Origin of the sequence: Bordetella sp. H567 (assembly GCF_001704295.1) — a bacterium.
GTDB lineage: Bacteria > Pseudomonadota > Gammaproteobacteria > Burkholderiales > Burkholderiaceae_B > Bordetella_C.
Window position 1 is genome coordinate 5,399,794 of record NZ_CP012334.1, and the last position, 16,807, is coordinate 5,416,600.

Below are 16,807 nucleotides of genomic sequence, written 5' to 3' on the forward strand. Positions count from 1 at the left end.
TCACCGAGTAAAGCTTCAATGAATGCAGCACGCGCTTCGCGCATCCCTACCGCCGTCCAGCCTGGACGGCGCACTGTTCCCGGGGTCCAAGGGGCAGCGGTCCACCGCCTCATCCCGACCACGCTCGCCGCCCTGCTGTTCCTCGGCGGATGCGTGGCGCCCGACCCGCATCCCGCGCGCGCGCCCGTGCCGGACAACCCCTTGATCAGCGCGGGCGCCAGCCTATCCGATCCCTCTGTCGCACGGGCCCAGCACACCGACACGCAGCCCGCCGCCGCGCCGCGCGATCTCGGTCCGCTGCACGTACGCGTCAAGGTCAACAACCGCGACGTGGACCCGGCCGACGCCAACCGCGCGGCCGCCGTCGACGCCACGGGCGGCGCGGCGAACGCGACCGACAACGTGAACCTGAATTTCGTCGACGCGGACCTGCCCTCCGTCGTGCGCGCGCTGGCCCGCTACACCGGCCGCAACTTCGTCGTGGATCCGCGCGTCAAGGGCAAGCTCACCCTGGTGTCAGAAAAGCCCGTGGCGCCGGACACCGCCTATGACATGCTGCTGGGCGCGCTGCGCATGCAGGGCGTGGCGGTGGTCGACGTCAATGGCGTCAGCCGCGTCGTACCGGAAGCGGACGCGAAACTGCAGGGTTCCCCGGTCAGCGACGGCGGCGGCAGCACCACGGCGGGCGGCCTGGTCACGCGTGTCTTCCACTTGCAGTACGAGAACGCCACCAACCTGCTGCCGGTGCTGCGCCCGATGATCGCGCCGAACAACCCGATCAACGCCTATTCAAACAACAACACGCTGGTCGTCACCGACTATGCCGACAACATGGCGCGCATCGCCAAGGTGATCGCCGAAATCGACACCCCGGATTCGCTGTCGGCCGACGTCATCCCCATCCGCTACGGCATCGCCAGCGACATCGCGCCCGTGGTCGGCGGCATGATGGACACGCGCGGCGCCAACGATCCCAGCCAGCAGGTCACCGTCGCGGCCGATCCGCGCAGCAACAGCGTGCTGGTGCGCGCCTCCAACCCGGCGCGCGCGCAGCTGGCGCGCGAACTGATCATGCGCCTGGACAATCCGCAGACATCCGCCGGCAATCTGCATGTGGTCTATCTGCGCAACGCCCAGGCCGTCAAGCTGGCGGGCGTGCTGCGCGGCGCGCTCACCGGGCAACCCGACAATCGCGGCGGCTCCAGCGGCACTGGCAGCGGCGGCAATGGCGCGACGGGCGGCGACTACAGCGGCAATCCCTTCCGCGGCGGCACGTCCACCCAGAACACCTCGCAATCGGCGCCCACGCAGAACGCGATGGGCGGCGGCATGACGGGCGCGGCTGCCTCGCAGCGCTTCGGCCAGGGCGGCGAGAACACCGAGCGCGACGGGCAGGGCAACGCCTTTTCCGCCAACGGCGCCACCGTCACGGCCGATCCCACCACCAACACGCTGATCATCTCGGCACCCGAACCGCTGTACCGCAGCCTGCGCGAGGTCATCGACGAGCTGGACCAGCGGCGGGCGCAGGTGCTCGTCGAAAGCCTGATCGTCGAAGTCTCCAGCGACGACGCCGCCCAGTTCGGCATCCAGTGGATGTTCGGCGGCAATGGCTTGAACGGCAACGGCACCACGGTCTTCGGCGGCACCAACCTGAACGGCAGCGGCCTGAACCTGAACAGCAGCACCACCACTTCGCTGGACGCGCTGGGCACCGGGTTCAACCTGGGTATCGTCAAGGGCACGGTCGATGCGCTGGGCCACCAGATCATCAACCTGGGCGCGCTGGCGCGCGCGATGCAGGGCGTACAGGGCACCAACATCCTGTCCACGCCCAACCTGCTGACGCTGGACAACGAACAGGCCAGCATCATCGTGGGCCAGACCGTGCCTTTCGTCACGGGCTCGTATGTGACCAACTCCGGCGACGGCTCCAGCAATCCCTTCCAGACGATCGAACGCGAGGACGTCGGCCTGACGCTGAAGCTGCGGCCGCAGATATCCGAGGGCGGCACGGTCAAGCTGGACCTGTACCAGGAAGTCAGCAGCATCGACGATACGGCCACCAGCACGGCCGGCATCATCACACGCAAGCGCGCGCTGGATACCAGCGTGCTGGTCGACGACGGGCAGATCATCGTGCTGGGCGGCCTGCTGGAGGATTCCGGCACCAACGGCACGCAGTCGGTGCCCATACTGGGCGACCTTCCCCTCATCGGCTCGCTGTTCCGCTATACCAGCCGCCATCGCACGAAGACCAACCTGATGATCTTCCTGCGTCCGCACATCGTGCGCACCAACCAGGACAGCCGGCGCCTGACCCTGGACCGCTACGACTACATGCGGCGCGTGCAGGACAACGCGCGGCCGCCGCACAGCTGGCCGCTGCCGGACGTCGATTCGCCTCATCTGCCACCGCTGGGCACGGACGCCCAGCCCCTGTCGTCGCGGCCCGTGGACCTGCGCCCCAGCAGCGCGGACCAGACGCTGCGCCAGGACCCGCCGCCGACGGTCACCGATACGCGCATCTACCCGGCGGCGCCGCGCCTGCCGGAGCCCGCCGCATCCCGGGAAGGGGTGCCCGCGGCCGCCAGCCAGGCCGGCAAGGGCGACGGCGGCGGTCAGGCCCTGGTGCTGCAGATCGCCCGGGCGGACTCCCAGGCGCAGGCCCAGCAGATCGTGCAGCGCGTCGCCGGCTCCGGCCTGCGGGCCTACACGCAAGTCGCGCCGGGCGGCGCAGGCGTGCTGGTGCGCGCGCGCGTCGCCCGGGATCCAGCCACGGCCGGCGCCGCGGCCGAGCTCCTGACCAAGCTGGGCTACCAGCCGGAGACGGTGCGGTAACCGGCATGGGAGACACGCCATGACACCCCTGCCCTACGCCTGGGCGCGCGCGCAGCGCGCCCTGCTGACGATCCGCCCGGAAGGCCCGCAGCTGACCTTCAGCCCGCGCACGCCGGACTGGGCGCGCGCCGAGGCACGACGCCATCATCCGCAGGCGCAGGAGCGCGAGATTCCGGATGACGAACTCGAAACCCTGCTGGCCGCCGCGTACGCCCAGGCGGGCGATGCCGCCAGCGTCGTCGCCGCCTCGGAAAACGAAATCGACCTGGATCGCCTGATGCAGGACATCCCGGAGATCGAGGACCTGCTCGATACCCAGGACGATGCGCCCGTGATCCGCATGATCAACGCCTTGTTCACCCAGGCCGCGCGCGACGGGGCCAGCGATATCCATATCGAAGCCTTCGAAACGCATTCCATGGTGCGCTACCGCGTCGACGGCACGCTGCGCGATGTGGTCAGCCCGCGGCGCGCCCTGCACCATGCCTTGATCTCGCGCATCAAGATCATGGCCCAGCTGGACATCGCCGAAAAACGCCTGCCCCAGGACGGACGCATCGCCTTGCGCGTCGGAGGCCGGCCCATCGACGTGCGCGTGTCCACCCTGCCCACCGGCCACGGCGAGCGCGCCGTGCTGCGCCTGCTGGACAAGGAGGCCGGACGCCTGCGCCTGGAAGGCCTGGGCATGGCGCCCGGGGTGCTGGCGCGCCTGGACCGCCTGATACACCAGCCGCACGGCATCGTCCTGGTCACCGGCCCGACCGGCAGCGGCAAGACCACCACGCTGTACGCCTCGCTGGCACGCCTGGATGCGGCCACCACCAACATCCTGACGGTGGAAGACCCCATCGAATACGACCTGCCCGGCATCGGCCAGACGCAGGTGAATTCACGCATCGACCTGAGCTTCGCCACCGCCCTGCGCGCCATCCTGCGCCAGGACCCGGACGTCGTCATGATCGGCGAGATCCGCGACCTGGAGACCGCGCAGATCGCCGTGCAGGCGTCGCTCACCGGCCACCTGGTGCTGGCCACGCTGCACACCAACGATTCCGTATCGGCAATCACGCGCCTGACCGACATGGGCGTCGAACCCTTCCTGCTTTCATCGTCCCTGCTGGGCGTATTGGCGCAACGGCTGGTGCGCCGCCTGTGCGCGCATTGCAGGCAGCCGGCGCCGTCCGCGGAGGGGCAGCCCGCCTGGCGCGCCGTCGGCTGCCCGGCGTGCAGCCACACCGGCTACAGCGGTCGCACCGGCATTCACGAACTGTTCGTCATCGACGACGAGATACGCGGATTGATGCACAGCGGCGCCGGCGAACAGGCGATGCGCCGCGCGGCCGAGGCCGCGGGCATGCGCAATATGCGCCATGACGGCCAGCGCTGGATCGCAACGGGGGCAACCTCGCCGGAAGAGATCCTGCGCGTCACGCGCGACGATTGAGCGCTCACGACCGCCGGTGCCACGCCGGACGATCGACGCCGATACCCGCAACCGTAAATCCAACGCCAGCCGCGAGCACGAAACGCCATGCCTTCCTATACCTTCGAAGCCGCCGATGCCAAGGGCCGCCTGGAGCGCGGCATGATCGATGCCGACTCCCCGCGCGGCGCGCGCAATGCCCTGCGCGCGCGCGGCCTCACGCCGTTGAACCTGCGCGACGCCGGCGGCGGCCACCGCGCAGGATCGGCGCGCTGGCTGGGCAAGCACCTGAGCGACGTCGAACTGGCGTGGCTGACGCGCCAGATCGCCAGCCTGCTGGCGGCGCGCCTGCCCCTGGAGGCGGCATTGACCGCGACGCTGGAGCAGGCCGAAAAACGCCACGTCGCGCAGGCCTTGTCGGCGGTACGCGCCGACGTGCGTGCGGGCCACCGCCTGGCCGACGCGCTGGCCTCGCGTCCCAGGGACTTCCCGGACATCTACCGGGCACTGGTCGCCGCGGGCGAGGAATCGGGCGACCTTTCCCTGGTGATGGAGCGCCTGGCCACCTACGTGGAACAGCGCAATGCGCTGCGCGGCAAGGTAATGACGGCCTTCATCTACCCGGCCATCGTCGGCATCGTGTCGGTGGGCATCATATTTTTCCTGCTCGGCTTCGTGGTGCCCCAGGTCATCGGCGCCTTCAATCAGACGCACCAGCAGCTGCCCCTGATCACCCGCATCATGGTGGCGCTGAGCGACCTTGTCCGCGACTGGGGCGCGATCGGCGTGGCCGCCGGCATCGCCGCCTTTGCCGCCTGGCGCTGGCGCCTGCGCGCACCGCCCGCGCGGCTGCGCTGGCATGCGCGCGCGCTGCGACTGCCCATGGCCGGCCGCTTCATCCTTGAAATGAACGCTGCCCGCTTCGCCTCCACGCTGGCCATCCTGTCGGGCAGCGGCGTGTCGCTGCTGCGGGCCTTGCAAGCCGCCGCGCAGACCCTGACCAACGAACGCCTGCGCGCCGCGGTCGCCGACGCCACCGACCGCGTGCGCCAGGGCGCGGCCCTGGCGGCTTCGCTGCAGACCCAGAAAGCCTTCCCGCCGCTGTTGATACACCTGATCGCCAGCGGCGAACGCACGGGCGAACTGGCCCCCATGCTGGACCGCGCGGCCACCACCCTGTCCGCCGACCTCGAACGCCGCGCCATGGCCATGACCGCCTTGCTGGAACCGCTGATGATCCTGGTCATGGGCGGCGTGGTGCTGGTCATCGTCCTGGCGGTGATGATGCCGATCATCGAGATCAACCAGATGGTGCAGTAGCAAGACAGACCTCGGGCCGATCCCGCGGGTGCCGCGTCGCGCGCCGGCGATATCGCGGCACAGGAGTTGCGTTCCTGCGCACCAGCTCGCGATATCGCAATCGTCTGAAGGAGTCCCGGCCATGAAACCCATCCCCCCCGAAATGCAGCTGTGCATCGACGAATGCCTGCGCTGCTACCAGAGCTGCACCGCGATGGCCATGAATCACTGCCTGGAAGAGGGCGGCCCGCACGTGGAGCCCAACCACTTCCGCCTGATGATGGCTTGCGCGGAAATGTGCCGCACCGCCGCGCATTTCATGCTGATCGGCGTGCCGCATCACCGGCATACCTGCGCGGACTGCGCCTCGATCTGCCGGCAATGCGCCGACAGTTGCGACGAACTGGACGGCATGGACGAGTGCGCCACGATGTGCCGCCGCTGCGCCGACGCCTGCGAGCGGATCGCCGGCTAGCGGGAGCGTTTCAGATATGCCCTGGGCGTTTCACCCAGCATCTTCCGAAAGAATGCAATGAACACGCTGTCGCTAGAAAACCGCAGCTCGGCCGCCACATACGAGATGCCGTGGCCCACGGCCAGCAGTTCGATCGCCCGCATCAGGCGCCACTGCTGGCGCCACTGCTGGTAGCTCATGCCGGTCTGCTGGCGAAAGATGCGCGTGATGGTTCTACCGCTGGCGCCCACGTCGGCCTCCAGGCCCTTCAGTTCCGGCGGCAGGCGATCGAGCCTCGCGAGCAGCCGGGACAGCCGGCGGTCATGCGGTAGCGGCAGCAGCATCGGTTCGCAGGGCGCGCTGCGAATCTCGTCCAGGCACAGGCCCAGCAGGTGCGCGTGCCTGCCCTCCTGCCAGCCTTGATCGAAGCTGGCCAGCGCGATGGGTTCGAGCACGGCCTGCAAGAGCGGGCTGACATCGATCACCCGCACTTCCGCCGGCAGCAGCGCGGCCACGTCCTGGCGAAAGTACAGGGATCGATAGTCGACGATATTGCGCATCACCGCCCGGTGCACCGTCCCGCCGGGAATCCAGGCCGCGCGGGACGGCGGCAGCATGCACAGGCGGTCCGCCAGCGTAATGCGGATGCATCCCTGGCGCGCATACAGCAGCTGCCCCCGTTCGTGGGCGTGCCGGCCGGAATCATGGTTGCCCAGGCTGGCGGCCAGCCCCAGCACTTCCGCCGGATAGGGATCGGGATCGAAGGAAACGGTCTGCGCCAGCCATGCCATGCGTGGATTGTCCGATTTTGCACATACTCTGTCCAATTGCCTGTAGTCGGACATCGGGGGATCCGGACAATGACCGTTTTGCCGGAGACCCCATGCAGCGCCGCCTACGCTTGCCGCTGGCCATCAGCCTGCTGATGTTCCCCCAGTTCGCTCAGACCCTGTACAGCCCCGCGCTGGCCGATTTCGCGCGGGTATTCGCGGTGCCGCCCGAGGCCGCGTCGCAAGCCGTCACGGTGTACTTCCTGGCCTTCGCCTTCGGGGTGGTCGGCTGGGGACGCGCCTGCGACCAGATCGGCAGGCGTGCCGCCATGCTCTGCGGGCTGGCGCTGTATGCCGTGGCGTCCGCGCTGGCGCTGGCGGTCACCACGTTCGAAGGCTTGCTGGCTACCCAGGCTCTCGCGGCGGTGGGCGCCGCGGCCGGTTCCGTCGTCACGCAGACCCTCTTGCGGGACCGGTTTGCGGGGGCCGAGCTGGCCAAGGTCTTCTCCATCGTTGGCATGATGCTGGCGGCCAGCCCCGCCGTGGGCTTGTTCGCCGGCGCGGGCGTGGTCCAGGCCTACGGCTATCACGGTGCGGTGCTTTGCCTGTTGCTGCTGGCGCTCGGCCTGCTCGGCTGGACCGCCGCCAGCCTGCCGGAAACGCGGCCGGCCAAGCTGGCCCCCGCGCCGCTGCGCCAGGTCTGCGCGGCCATGGTCCGTGACACGGCGATCTGGCGCGACGCCTTGCTGGTGGCGGTCTTCAACATCGCGCTGTACAGCTATTACGCGCTGGGCCCATTCCTGTTCGAACGGCTGCACGCGGGTCCGCAGCTGTACGGCTACAGCGGCGTGGTGCTCGCGGCCGGTTCGTCGGCCGGGGCATGGCTGAACAAGCGCCTGCTCAAGCGAGGCGTGGCGGCGGACCGCCTGACGGCCTTCGCCGCCCTGCTCATGCTGGCCGCCGGCATCGCGCTGCAATTCCTCCAGCACACCCTGTGGCTGCTCGCGCCCATGCTGCTGGTGGTGCTCGGTTTCGGCATCGCCATTCCCAATGTGCTGGGACGCGCCCTGGCGTCATACCGGGCGCAGCTGGGCACCGCGGGCGCGCTGTTCGGGCTGGCTTACTATCTGATGATCGGCACGGGAATGTTGCTGGTGGGCTGGTCGCAGGCGCCGGGCGCGACCGTCATCGTGTGCGGAGGGCTGGCGACGGCGGCCTGCGCGGCACCATACAATTTCATGAAAATTCGACGACAGACGGCCGACACTGCGGCGCACCCACCTACCCACGCATAACCGACATGCCTCGTACGCCCGCCGCGCCCGCTTCGGCGCCTGTTCAAGGGCGACACCCGATGGATACACCTGCCCGTCCGCATTCGCCCGATTGCGCTCAAGCCTTGGGCGCTTTCATCGAATTGGGCCGGACCGGCCGCATCCCCTGCGTCATGCTGCGGCCCCGCGACATCCACGGCGATGGGATATTCCAGGGCGATTTCGATTTCCTCATCGACGAGGCGCGTTTCGACGAGATATTGAAGGCAGTGTTCTCGGTTTGCCAGGCAGCCGGGGTCAGCTTCATCCTGCGCCAGTCGGCGCCGTTCAAACGACAGGTCGAACTACTGGATGAGCATGCCCGCCGCGTGACGCTGGAATTCTGGCCGCACGCCGAGCTGCGCACGCGCAGCGCCGGCGGCCGCCTGAGCCGCGCGGGCGTGGCTTATGGCGCCTACGAACACCTGGACGCCGCGGGCCGCGAAGAACTCCTGGCGGCCCTGTTCCTGCTGCACCTGCACCACAAACGCAAGGACCTGCGGGCACCGCTCGTCCGGGAGCGCCTGGCGTACTTCGCGGAACGCACCGCGGGCGTTGCGGGACTGCACGATGCCTTGAACGGACTGCTGGCGGGCACGCTGGCCCTGGATGACGGGCACGAGGCCGCCAGCGCTTTCCTGCGCACGCGCGGCATAGCCCTTATTCCCCCCATGGCCATCGCGCTCAAGCGCCTGGCATGGCGGGCGCGCCGCGCCCTGCATTGGCCCGCGGGGCGCACCACCGCCGTGGTCGGCCCGGACGGCAGCGGCAAGACCGCGCTGATCGACGGCATCGAGTCAGGCCCCCAGGGCAAGCGCTTCCGCTTCAGGCGCTTCAAGCGCCTGTTCCGCAAGCCGCTCTTCTACTGGGGCCGCGAACCGCGCAACGTGCGGGATGAAAAGCGCCTCTGGCTGATCCTGCCGGTGGCATGGACGGCGTTTTCGCTGTTGCAGCTGTTCACGGGCTGGCGCAAGCCGCTGATCCTGGACCGCTATTTCTACGACTATTTCGTACGCAACGTCCGTCTGAACAGCCCCGAACCTTTCCGCCGCATCGCGACGTACGGCCTGTGCAGTGCATTGGCGCCGCGCCCGCGTCAACTGATCGTCGCATCGTGTCCGCCGGCGATCATCCACCAGCGCAAGCAGGAAATGTCGCAGGAGGCCATCGTGGCCTTGTACGAGATGTACCTGGACCAGGTTCGGCGCGGCCGCATCCCTGCGACCCTGTTCTGCTATACGGGCGCACGGCCCGAAGTGTCAGGCCGCCAGGTGCTGTTGTTTCTTGGGGACCCAGAGCCGGCTTGACCGGTCTCGCAGCATGGCCAGGGTCTTGTCGCGGAAAGCCAGGGCCTTCTGCCTTGCCGTCCACTGTTCCAGCGGCGTGAACGTACAGCGCGCCCAGTACTTGAAGTCGAAGTGCCGCGTCCCCAGCCCGTCGACAAAGACCAGGTAGGCGCGACCCGCCACGGATGACTGGCGAATCAGGAAGTTGTCCAGCCCGTAATCGGCCAGGATGACGCCGTTGCGCGTCAGCCATTCACAGGCTTCGTAGATCAGCCCGACTGCTTCCATCTCGGTGATCGTCCCGCTGCGCACGGCCTGGGACAAGGTGGGACAGGGCGTGCCGTCGGCCCGCTGGACCAGATCCACCACCAGGCCGCGGCCACGGTTGGTCCGCACCCAGCCATGCACGCGCGGCACGTGCGGACCCGCCACACCCAGGCGTTCCAGATGCGCGCTGTAGTGCAGGTCGATGTCGTTCTGCGCCCGTTCCTGCTCCGGCTTGGCGACCTTCACGCCCAGCGCCCGATTCAACGGGTGCCGCCAGACCTCGCGGTCATTGCCCGAGCCGATCTTCTCGGTAAGAACAAGTACGACATCCTGCAGGGGGGCCCCGTCGACCGAACGCCCCAGAGGAAGTGTGCTCATGGAATTTTTGTCGAATGTTTTGGTTATTTTGACGTCGATGCGTGCAATATGACAATCGTCTTTCAGTATGCCGTCGCGCGAGGGCAACGCGCTTACCCAAAAAACGTTGCAAACCAATGACTTGTCGGAACATCACCTTTCGACACAATCGGTTCAACGTAATTTCGACGCGATATCTGGTAGACAGGCGGTTAAAACGCCGCGCCTCACTGCTTCAGCTCATCCGATGGATCTGGCTGGAGACGTAGTCCTCCCACGTGGGCGGCGAAACGCACTCAAGGGATTCCACATGCCCGAACGCGGACAGGGTGACCGCCTCAGCGGCAGCTGCCTTTGCGGTCAGGTGCGATACACCGTCGAAGACCGCTTCGAATACGCCATGAACTGCCATTGTTCGCAGTGCCGGCGCGCCACCGGGTCCGCCTTCAAGGCGTTCGCGGGCATTGCGCTGGGCCGTCTGGCGCTGGTGCCCGGTACCGCCCGGACGATGATTCATGGGGACCCGACGGCCACGCACGATGTCCACTGCGGCACATGCGGATCGCTGCTCTATTCGGTCGTGCGCGATGGCGCGTATGCCCACGTCGCCATGGGGACGCTGGTCGACACGCCATCGATCCGTCCCTCAATGCATATCTTCGTAGGTTCGAAAGCCGGCTGGTACGAAATCACGGACGGTCTTCCGCAGCACGAAGGCCTGCCGTCCGATTGACCCGCCCCGCTTTCATCCGCATCCCCGGCCCTCCGGCGCTGCGGGATATGGGCCCACCCTGTTGAAAAGGCGGGAGTAGCAAGCGATCAGATGTCTTCCAGGAAGCGCATGCGAAACCGGCGTCCCTTGATAGGGCTGTTCGAGATGCGCGCAAAGGCCTGCTTGGCGATCTGGCGGTCCAGCGCCACATACGCGTTGAACTCGGTGATGTGGATCTTGCCGACCTGTTCGAAAGCCAGGCCGCCATCACCGGTCAGGGCCCCCAGCAGATCGCCGGGACGCAGCTTGTCCTTTTTGCCGCCCTGGATGCACAGGGTGACCATGGGCGCGCGCAAGGGCCGATCGGCCTTGGCCCGCAGCGACTTCAGGTCGCTCCACGTCAGCGGGGCACCCTGGTATTGCTCGATCAGGGTGGCCCAGCGCATTTCCTCGGGGGAACACAGGCTCAGCGCCAGTCCCTTCTGCTCGCCGCGGCCGCTACGGCCTATGCGATGGACATGGACCTCGGTGTCCTTGGTCACGTCCACGTTAATGACGGCGCCCAGGTTCTGGATATCCAGCCCGCGGGCGGCCACGTCGGTGGCCACCAGCACCGCGCAGCTCTGGTTGGCGAACTGGATCAGGATCTCATCGCGGTCGCGCTGTTCCAGATCGCCATTGAGCGCCTGCGCGCTGATCCCTTCGGATTGCAGGCGCTCCACCAGATCGTGGCTGCGGATCTTGGTATTGCAGAACGCCAGCGTGGACGCGGGCCGGAAGTGCGCCAGCAACGTGGCCACCGCATCCAGCCTTGCCACTTCGTCCACTTCGTAGAAGATCTGCTCGATGCGGCTGGCATCGTGCTGCGCCTCCACCTTGATCTCGGCCGGGTTGCGCAGGAAGCGGGCGCTCAGCTTGCGGATGTTCTCGGGGTAGGTGGCGGAGAACAATAGGGTCTGGCGCTGGGGTGGACAGTGCGCGGCGATCGCGACGATGTCATCGTAAAAGCCCATGTCCACCATGCGATCGGCTTCGTCCAGCACCAGCGTCGCCAGCGCGGACAGGTCCAGGCTGCCACGCGCCAGATGGTCCTGGATGCGGCCCGGCGTGCCCACCACCAGATGGGCGCCCCGGGCCAGCGATTCCACCTGCGGACGCGCGGCAGCGCCGCCGCACAGTGTCAGCACCTTGACGTTGGGGATCAGGCGCGCCAGCCGGCGTAGCTCCTGAGCGACCTGGTCGGCGAGTTCACGGGTAGGGCAAACCATCAACCCCTGCGGGACCAGGCGGTTGACGTCCAGGCGCTGCAGCACGCCCAGGCCGAACGCCGCGGTCTTGCCACTGCCCGTCTTGGCTTGCGCGATCAGGTCGCGGCCTTCCAGGATAAGCGGCAGGCTCTGCGCCTGGATAGGTGTCATCTGTGTGAAGCCCAGGCCTTGAAGATTGTCCAGCAAGGCCGGCAGCAGGGGCAATGACGAGAAGGGAGCGTTGGTCACGATGGGGCAAGGCGCGGAAACCGCGTAAGGCTGGATTGACCGACAGTGTATGCCTTTGCGTCGTGTCGGCGCGTCCGTCGGCCCGGCGCCCCCTTGCGCGGACACATCGCGCCGCACATCGACAGCATGCGCGGGGCGCGCTACCCGCGTTGGCGCAAGGCCCGCTGTATGCGATCGCGCGCCACCGTCGTGCGCGGCACCTTGAAAGGAAACCAGCCGCGCACGTCCTCGTCCAGGCCGATGCCGTGCATGTAGTTGTAGATGGCCTTCTTCAGCCCTTTGCCCAGGCTGTCGTGATCCACGCCCGTGGGATCGTGAAAACCGATATCGTTCTTGGCAAAGGAAACCGGCGGCAAGGGCTGCAAGCTCACCCCGTATTCCTCGGGATTCTTCCCCACCGGCGAATGCACCGTACAGGCGAATCGGTGGAAAAAGCCGCTCTGGATGCAGTCGTTCTCGAACAATTGCCGCACATACTCCAGCGCATCGACCGTGTCCTGCACTGTTTGCGTCGGGAAACCGTACATCAGGTAGGCATGCACCAGGATGCCGGCATCGGTGAAGGCGCGCGTCACCCGGGCCACCTGGTCCACCGAAACGCCCTTCTTCATCAGATTCAGCAGCCGGTCGGACGCCACCTCCAGGCCGCCCGACACGGCGATACAGCCGCTATCGGCCAGCAGCTCGCACAATTCGGGCGTGAACGTCTTTTCGAAACGGATGTTTCCCCACCACGAAATACCGCTGTTGCGCTCGATCAGTTCGGTCGCCAGGGCCTTCAGCGATTTGGGCGGCGCGGCCTCATCGACGAAATGGAATCCGGTCTGCCCCGTCTCGCGCACGATGGCTTCGATGCGATCCGCCAGCACCGTGGCGGATGCGCCTTCATAGCGGCCGATATAGTCCAGGCTGACATCGCAGAAACTGCATTTCTTCCAGTAGCAGCCATGCGCCACGGTCAGCTTGTTCCAGCGCCCGTCGCTCCACAGCCGGTGCATCGGGTTCAGCATGTCCAGCAGCGACAGATAGCGATCCAGGGGCAGGCCGTCCCAGGTGGGCGTGCCCACCTCCGCGAACGCAATATCGGGCTCGACCATGTTCACGTACCGTACCGCGCCTGTTTCGGCATCGCGCAGGAAGGTGCGCACCAGGCGCTGGCGCGAACGCTTGCCCTGCACGTGCTCCAGCAAGGCCAGCAAGGGCCGCTCGCCGGCATCCAGGGTGACATAGTCGAAGTAGTCGAACACCCGCGGGTCTTTCAGCTCGCGCAGTTCGGTATTGACGAAACCGCCGCCCAGCACGGTGACGATGCCCGGATCCCGCGCCTTGATGGCCTGCGCGATGCGGAAAGCCGCATAGACCGCCCCGGGAAACGGCACCGACAGCAGCACCATGGTCGGCGCATGGCGCGCCAGCGCTTCCTCGGTCAGCTCGCGCAGGGTGTCGTCCACCAGATTCGTGGGCGCAGCCAGGGCCTGGGCCAAGGGGTCGAAGGTAGGCTGGCTGCCGGCCAGCGATTCGGCATAGCGCACGAACTCGAAGCGGGAATCGACGGCGTCGCGCACCACGTCGGCCAAATCGTTCAGATACAAGGTAGCCAGGTGCTTGGCGCGATCATGCAAGCCCAGCGCGCCGAATGCCCAACCCAAGGGATCGCCGCCTTCTTCGTCCACGTAGACGTCCAGCGAACTGAAACGGGGCCCTTCGGGCAGGTAATTGCGGCCCACGATACGGTGGGCCAGGGTCGAATCGCGGCCCTGCAGAAACGCGATCACCGGGCCTATCGTGGCCAGGTAGCGCGCCTGCTGCGCCACGAAGGCCTGGACGGCGCGACTATGTTCCTGTGCCGGCAGCGCCTCGACCCGAGCCGCCACCGCGCGCAAACCGTCGCGCGACAACAATCGCAGGACCAGCGCAAGCGCCAGGTCTTCCTGGAACGAGGCCACCCCGCGCGACCGTAGAAAACCGGTCAGGTAGGCAGTGGAGGGATAAGGCGTATTCAACTGCGTCATCGGCGGGATGACGGACAGCACGCGCAAGGGCAGAGCAGACATGAGGCGCGGCAGGATTGCCGCCGATAGAGGCCGAGTGGCGATTATAGGGGCGCGCCATTCGACTTCTTTCCCTCGCCAATGCAAGCGCGGACTGGAAAAGCCGTCCGGATCGCGTCGACGTCGTGCACCAGGGCTACGCCCCCGATCGAAGTAACCCGTCGTGCACATTCGGCGATAGCCCGATCCATGCCGTCACATGGATGAAGGGGTAGTCGACGACGACGGATCGCACTGTAGCGTCGCAAGTTTCGCGGGTCACGATGGCCGGGACCGTCGGCCACGATGCCGGAATCGGCGATGACCGCCTCGCTCCTGGCCTAGCGGCCATCATCGCCGGAATATGCAAAAGGCCCGCGCTCCCTGGGAAGCGCGGGCCTCGACCGACGAAGAAGTTTATTTTTCCGACTCAGAACGGAATGTCGTCATCCATATCCGTCAAGTTCGCCGCGCCGCCACCGCCACCCGCGGGCTGGCTGGCCGGGCGCTGGGGCGCCGGACGCTGCGCCTGGGGGCGCGGTTGGCGCTGCTGCGGCGCGTCTTCATAACCGCCGCCGCCACCACCGTAGCTGCCGCCTTCACCGCCGCCTTCGCGGCCGCCCAGCATCTGCATCTGGTCGGCGACGACTTCGGTGCTGTAGCGGTCCGCGCCGGTGTCCTTGTCCTGCCATTTGCGCGTCTTCAGGCGCCCTTCGATGTAAACGGAACGGCCTTTCTTCAGGTATTCCCCGGCAATTTCCGCCAGGCGGTTGTACATGACGACGCGGTGCCATTCGGTCTCTTCCCGCTTCTCGCCGGAAGCCTTGTCCTTCCACTGCGACGTGGTGGCGACGGACAGGTTGCAGATGGCGCTGCCTTCGGGGCTGTAGCGCACTTCGGGATCGCGCCCGAGGTTGCCGACGAGGATGACTTTGTTGACAGATGCCATGTGCTGATTTCCCTAAGTTGCCGGGACTCGGATTGGTCCCTGGGCAAGATGACTTCGTTTTGAATGCGCGTGGCGCCGGTTCGGATCCAAACCGCCCCACGCCGTGCCTTGGCAGGCCAGGATCGAAACGTCAAGGAAGACGTGCTGTCCGGCCTTGGCTGCGATACGGCAAGCTTACCGCAGCTCCAACCCGGAAGTTTAACGGGGGCTGACAAAAACGACGCGCCCCTGCTTTCAGAGCCATCAGCCCCATGCGCCGCCGGCCCCGGCGCCCATCGATGGCGGCTGCTCTGGCATGGCGGCAAGCCGGCGCCGCCCGTGCTCAGGCCAGCGGCTTCAATCCCCAGGTAACCGCCAGCCAGACCATCGACAATCCGGCCACCGTCAGGAAGACCGCGCCCGGCCCGGCATGGGCCGCCAGTATCCCGCCCAACGCCCCGCCGCAGAACAGGCCCGCGGCCTGCGAGGTGTTGTAGAACCCCAGCGCCAGGCCCTTGTACGCGGCCGGTGCCACGCGCGACACCAGCGACGGCTGCAGCGCTTCCAGCACGTTGAACATCACGAAGAACAAGGTCAACAGCGCCAGCATGGCATGGAAACTACCCCTGCCCCAGTTCATCAGCCCCAGCACCACGATCAATCCGGCCACCGCGCCCATCAGGGCGCCCCGGTGCGCCCGGTACCTTTCGGCCAGGAACACCACCGGCACCATGAGCACGAAGGACACCAGGATGACCGGCAGATAGACTTCCCACAGATCGTGCACATCCAGCCCGTCCAGCTTGGCCAGCAGCGACGGCACCACCACGAACAGCGAAACCTGGATCAGGTGCAGGCAGAAAACGCCGAAATTCAGCCGCAGCAGATCGCCGTGCAGCAGCACCTGGGACGGCTTGGCCCCGCGCATGGCACGGTTGCCGCTCAGGGGCACCACCGGCACCCACCAGCGCGCCACGGCGAAGCTGATCACGCCCAGGCAGGTGATGGTCCAGAACAGCCCCGGCAGCCCCCACCAGCCCACCAGCAGCGGCGCGGCCACCAGCGAGACGGCGAAGGACACGCCTATGGACGCGCCCACCATCGCCATGGCCCGGGTGCGTACCTCGTCGCGGGTGGCGTCCGCGATCCAGGCGGTGATCGCGGCGGAAATCGCGCCGGCGCCCTGCACCGCGCGGCCGATGGTGATCCAGAAAACATCCGGGGACAGGGCACAGATCACGCTGCCCACGACGAACAGCACCAATCCCAGCAGCACCACGGGGCGACGGCCCCAGCGGTCGGATGCCAGGCCGAAGGGAATCTGCAAAACAGCCTGCGTCAGCCCATATATGCCCATCGCCAGGCCGACCTTGGCCGGATCGGTCCCCCCGGGCAACCCGCGGGCGGCGACGGCGAACACGGGCAAAAGCAGGAACAGCCCCAACATGCGACAGGCGAAGAGGCCTGCCAGGGCAATGCTGGTGCGTCGTTCAGGGAGGGTCAGCTGAAGTCGGGGACGTGGCGGCATTCGTGGTGTCGTGGGATGGCGGGGTTCGCCATGGCCTGGCACGACCCCGAACAAGGACGAGTTCGGCGCGCTATAGTACCAAGTTGGCCTTTGAAACTGCTTA

Annotated in this window: 13 protein-coding genes; 7 read left to right on the forward strand and 6 right to left on the reverse strand. The window is 67.1% G+C overall.

Annotated elements, in window-relative coordinates; genetic code table 11:
* Positions 1-18: 18 nt before the first annotated feature.
* The 4 genes from gspD to AKI39_RS24185 all read left to right on the forward strand — a co-directional run bounded on the left by gspD (position 19) and on the right by AKI39_RS24185 (position 6,038).
* Positions 19-2,841, forward strand: coding sequence for a type II secretion system secretin GspD (gspD, locus tag AKI39_RS24170; protein ID WP_083229040.1), 2,823 nt, complete (start codon positions 19-21; stop codon positions 2,839-2,841).
* 19 nt (positions 2,842-2,860) lie between these two features.
* The gene (gspE, locus tag AKI39_RS24175) at positions 2,861-4,285 is read left to right on the forward strand and encodes a type II secretion system ATPase GspE (protein ID WP_066641708.1); all 1,425 of its coding nucleotides are present in this window, start codon (positions 2,861-2,863) and stop codon (positions 4,283-4,285) included.
* Positions 4,286-4,372: 87 nt separating this feature from the next.
* Positions 4,373-5,584, forward strand: a complete 1,212-nt coding sequence (gspF, locus tag AKI39_RS24180; RefSeq protein WP_066641709.1) for a type II secretion system inner membrane protein GspF — start codon at positions 4,373-4,375, stop codon at positions 5,582-5,584.
* Positions 5,585-5,705: 121 nt separating this feature from the next.
* Positions 5,706-6,038, forward strand: a complete 333-nt coding sequence (locus tag AKI39_RS24185; protein WP_066641710.1) for a four-helix bundle copper-binding protein — start codon at positions 5,706-5,708, stop codon at positions 6,036-6,038.
* Here the strand turns inward: AKI39_RS24185 and AKI39_RS24190 are convergent.
* Positions 6,035-6,808 (reverse strand): AraC family transcriptional regulator, encoded by a 774-nt coding sequence (locus tag AKI39_RS24190; protein ID WP_066641711.1) that lies wholly within the window; start codon positions 6,806-6,808, stop codon positions 6,035-6,037. The genes AKI39_RS24185 and AKI39_RS24190 overlap by 4 nt on opposite strands.
* A gap of 92 nt (positions 6,809-6,900) precedes the next feature.
* Here AKI39_RS24190 and AKI39_RS24195 point away from each other — a divergent pair, with 92 nt between their 5' ends.
* Positions 6,901-8,082, forward strand: coding sequence for an MFS transporter (locus AKI39_RS24195; protein ID WP_066641712.1), 1,182 nt, complete (start codon positions 6,901-6,903; stop codon positions 8,080-8,082).
* A gap of 59 nt (positions 8,083-8,141) precedes the next feature.
* Positions 8,142-9,407 carry a hypothetical protein gene (locus tag AKI39_RS24200; protein WP_145925369.1) on the forward strand — a complete coding sequence of 422 codons (1,266 nt, stop codon included), beginning with the start codon at positions 8,142-8,144 and terminating at the stop codon, positions 9,405-9,407.
* Here AKI39_RS24200 and AKI39_RS24205 read toward each other — a convergent pair.
* Positions 9,360-10,031 (reverse strand): YrbL family protein, encoded by a 672-nt coding sequence (locus AKI39_RS24205; RefSeq protein WP_145925370.1) that lies wholly within the window; start codon positions 10,029-10,031, stop codon positions 9,360-9,362. The two genes, AKI39_RS24200 and AKI39_RS24205, sit on opposite strands and share 48 nt — an antisense overlap.
* A 289-nt stretch (positions 10,032-10,320) precedes the next feature.
* Between AKI39_RS24205 and AKI39_RS24210 the strand changes: the two genes are divergently transcribed.
* The gene (locus tag AKI39_RS24210; RefSeq protein ID WP_066641716.1) at positions 10,321-10,743 is read left to right on the forward strand and encodes a GFA family protein; all 423 of its coding nucleotides are present in this window, start codon (positions 10,321-10,323) and stop codon (positions 10,741-10,743) included.
* An 86-nt stretch (positions 10,744-10,829) separates the two neighbouring features.
* On the opposite strand, the gene dbpA is transcribed toward AKI39_RS24210, so the two are convergent.
* The 4 genes from dbpA to AKI39_RS24230 all read right to left on the reverse strand — a co-directional run bounded on the left by dbpA (position 10,830) and on the right by AKI39_RS24230 (position 16,704).
* Entirely contained in the window at positions 10,830-12,218 is a 1,389-nt protein-coding gene (gene dbpA / locus AKI39_RS24215; protein WP_066641719.1) for an ATP-dependent RNA helicase DbpA, read from the reverse strand.
* A 140-nt stretch (positions 12,219-12,358) separates the two neighbouring features.
* Positions 12,359-14,272, reverse strand: a complete 1,914-nt coding sequence (locus tag AKI39_RS24220; RefSeq protein ID WP_201258533.1) for a B12-binding domain-containing radical SAM protein — start codon at positions 14,270-14,272, stop codon at positions 12,359-12,361.
* 406 nt (positions 14,273-14,678) lie between these two features.
* Complete coding sequence (gene ssb, locus AKI39_RS24225) at positions 14,679-15,197, reverse strand: single-stranded DNA-binding protein (protein ID WP_066641722.1); 519 nt, start codon at positions 15,195-15,197, stop codon at positions 14,679-14,681.
* A gap of 322 nt (positions 15,198-15,519) precedes the next feature.
* Entirely contained in the window at positions 15,520-16,704 is a 1,185-nt protein-coding gene (locus AKI39_RS24230; RefSeq protein WP_066641724.1) for an MFS transporter, read from the reverse strand.
* Positions 16,705-16,807 lie beyond the last annotated feature (103 nt).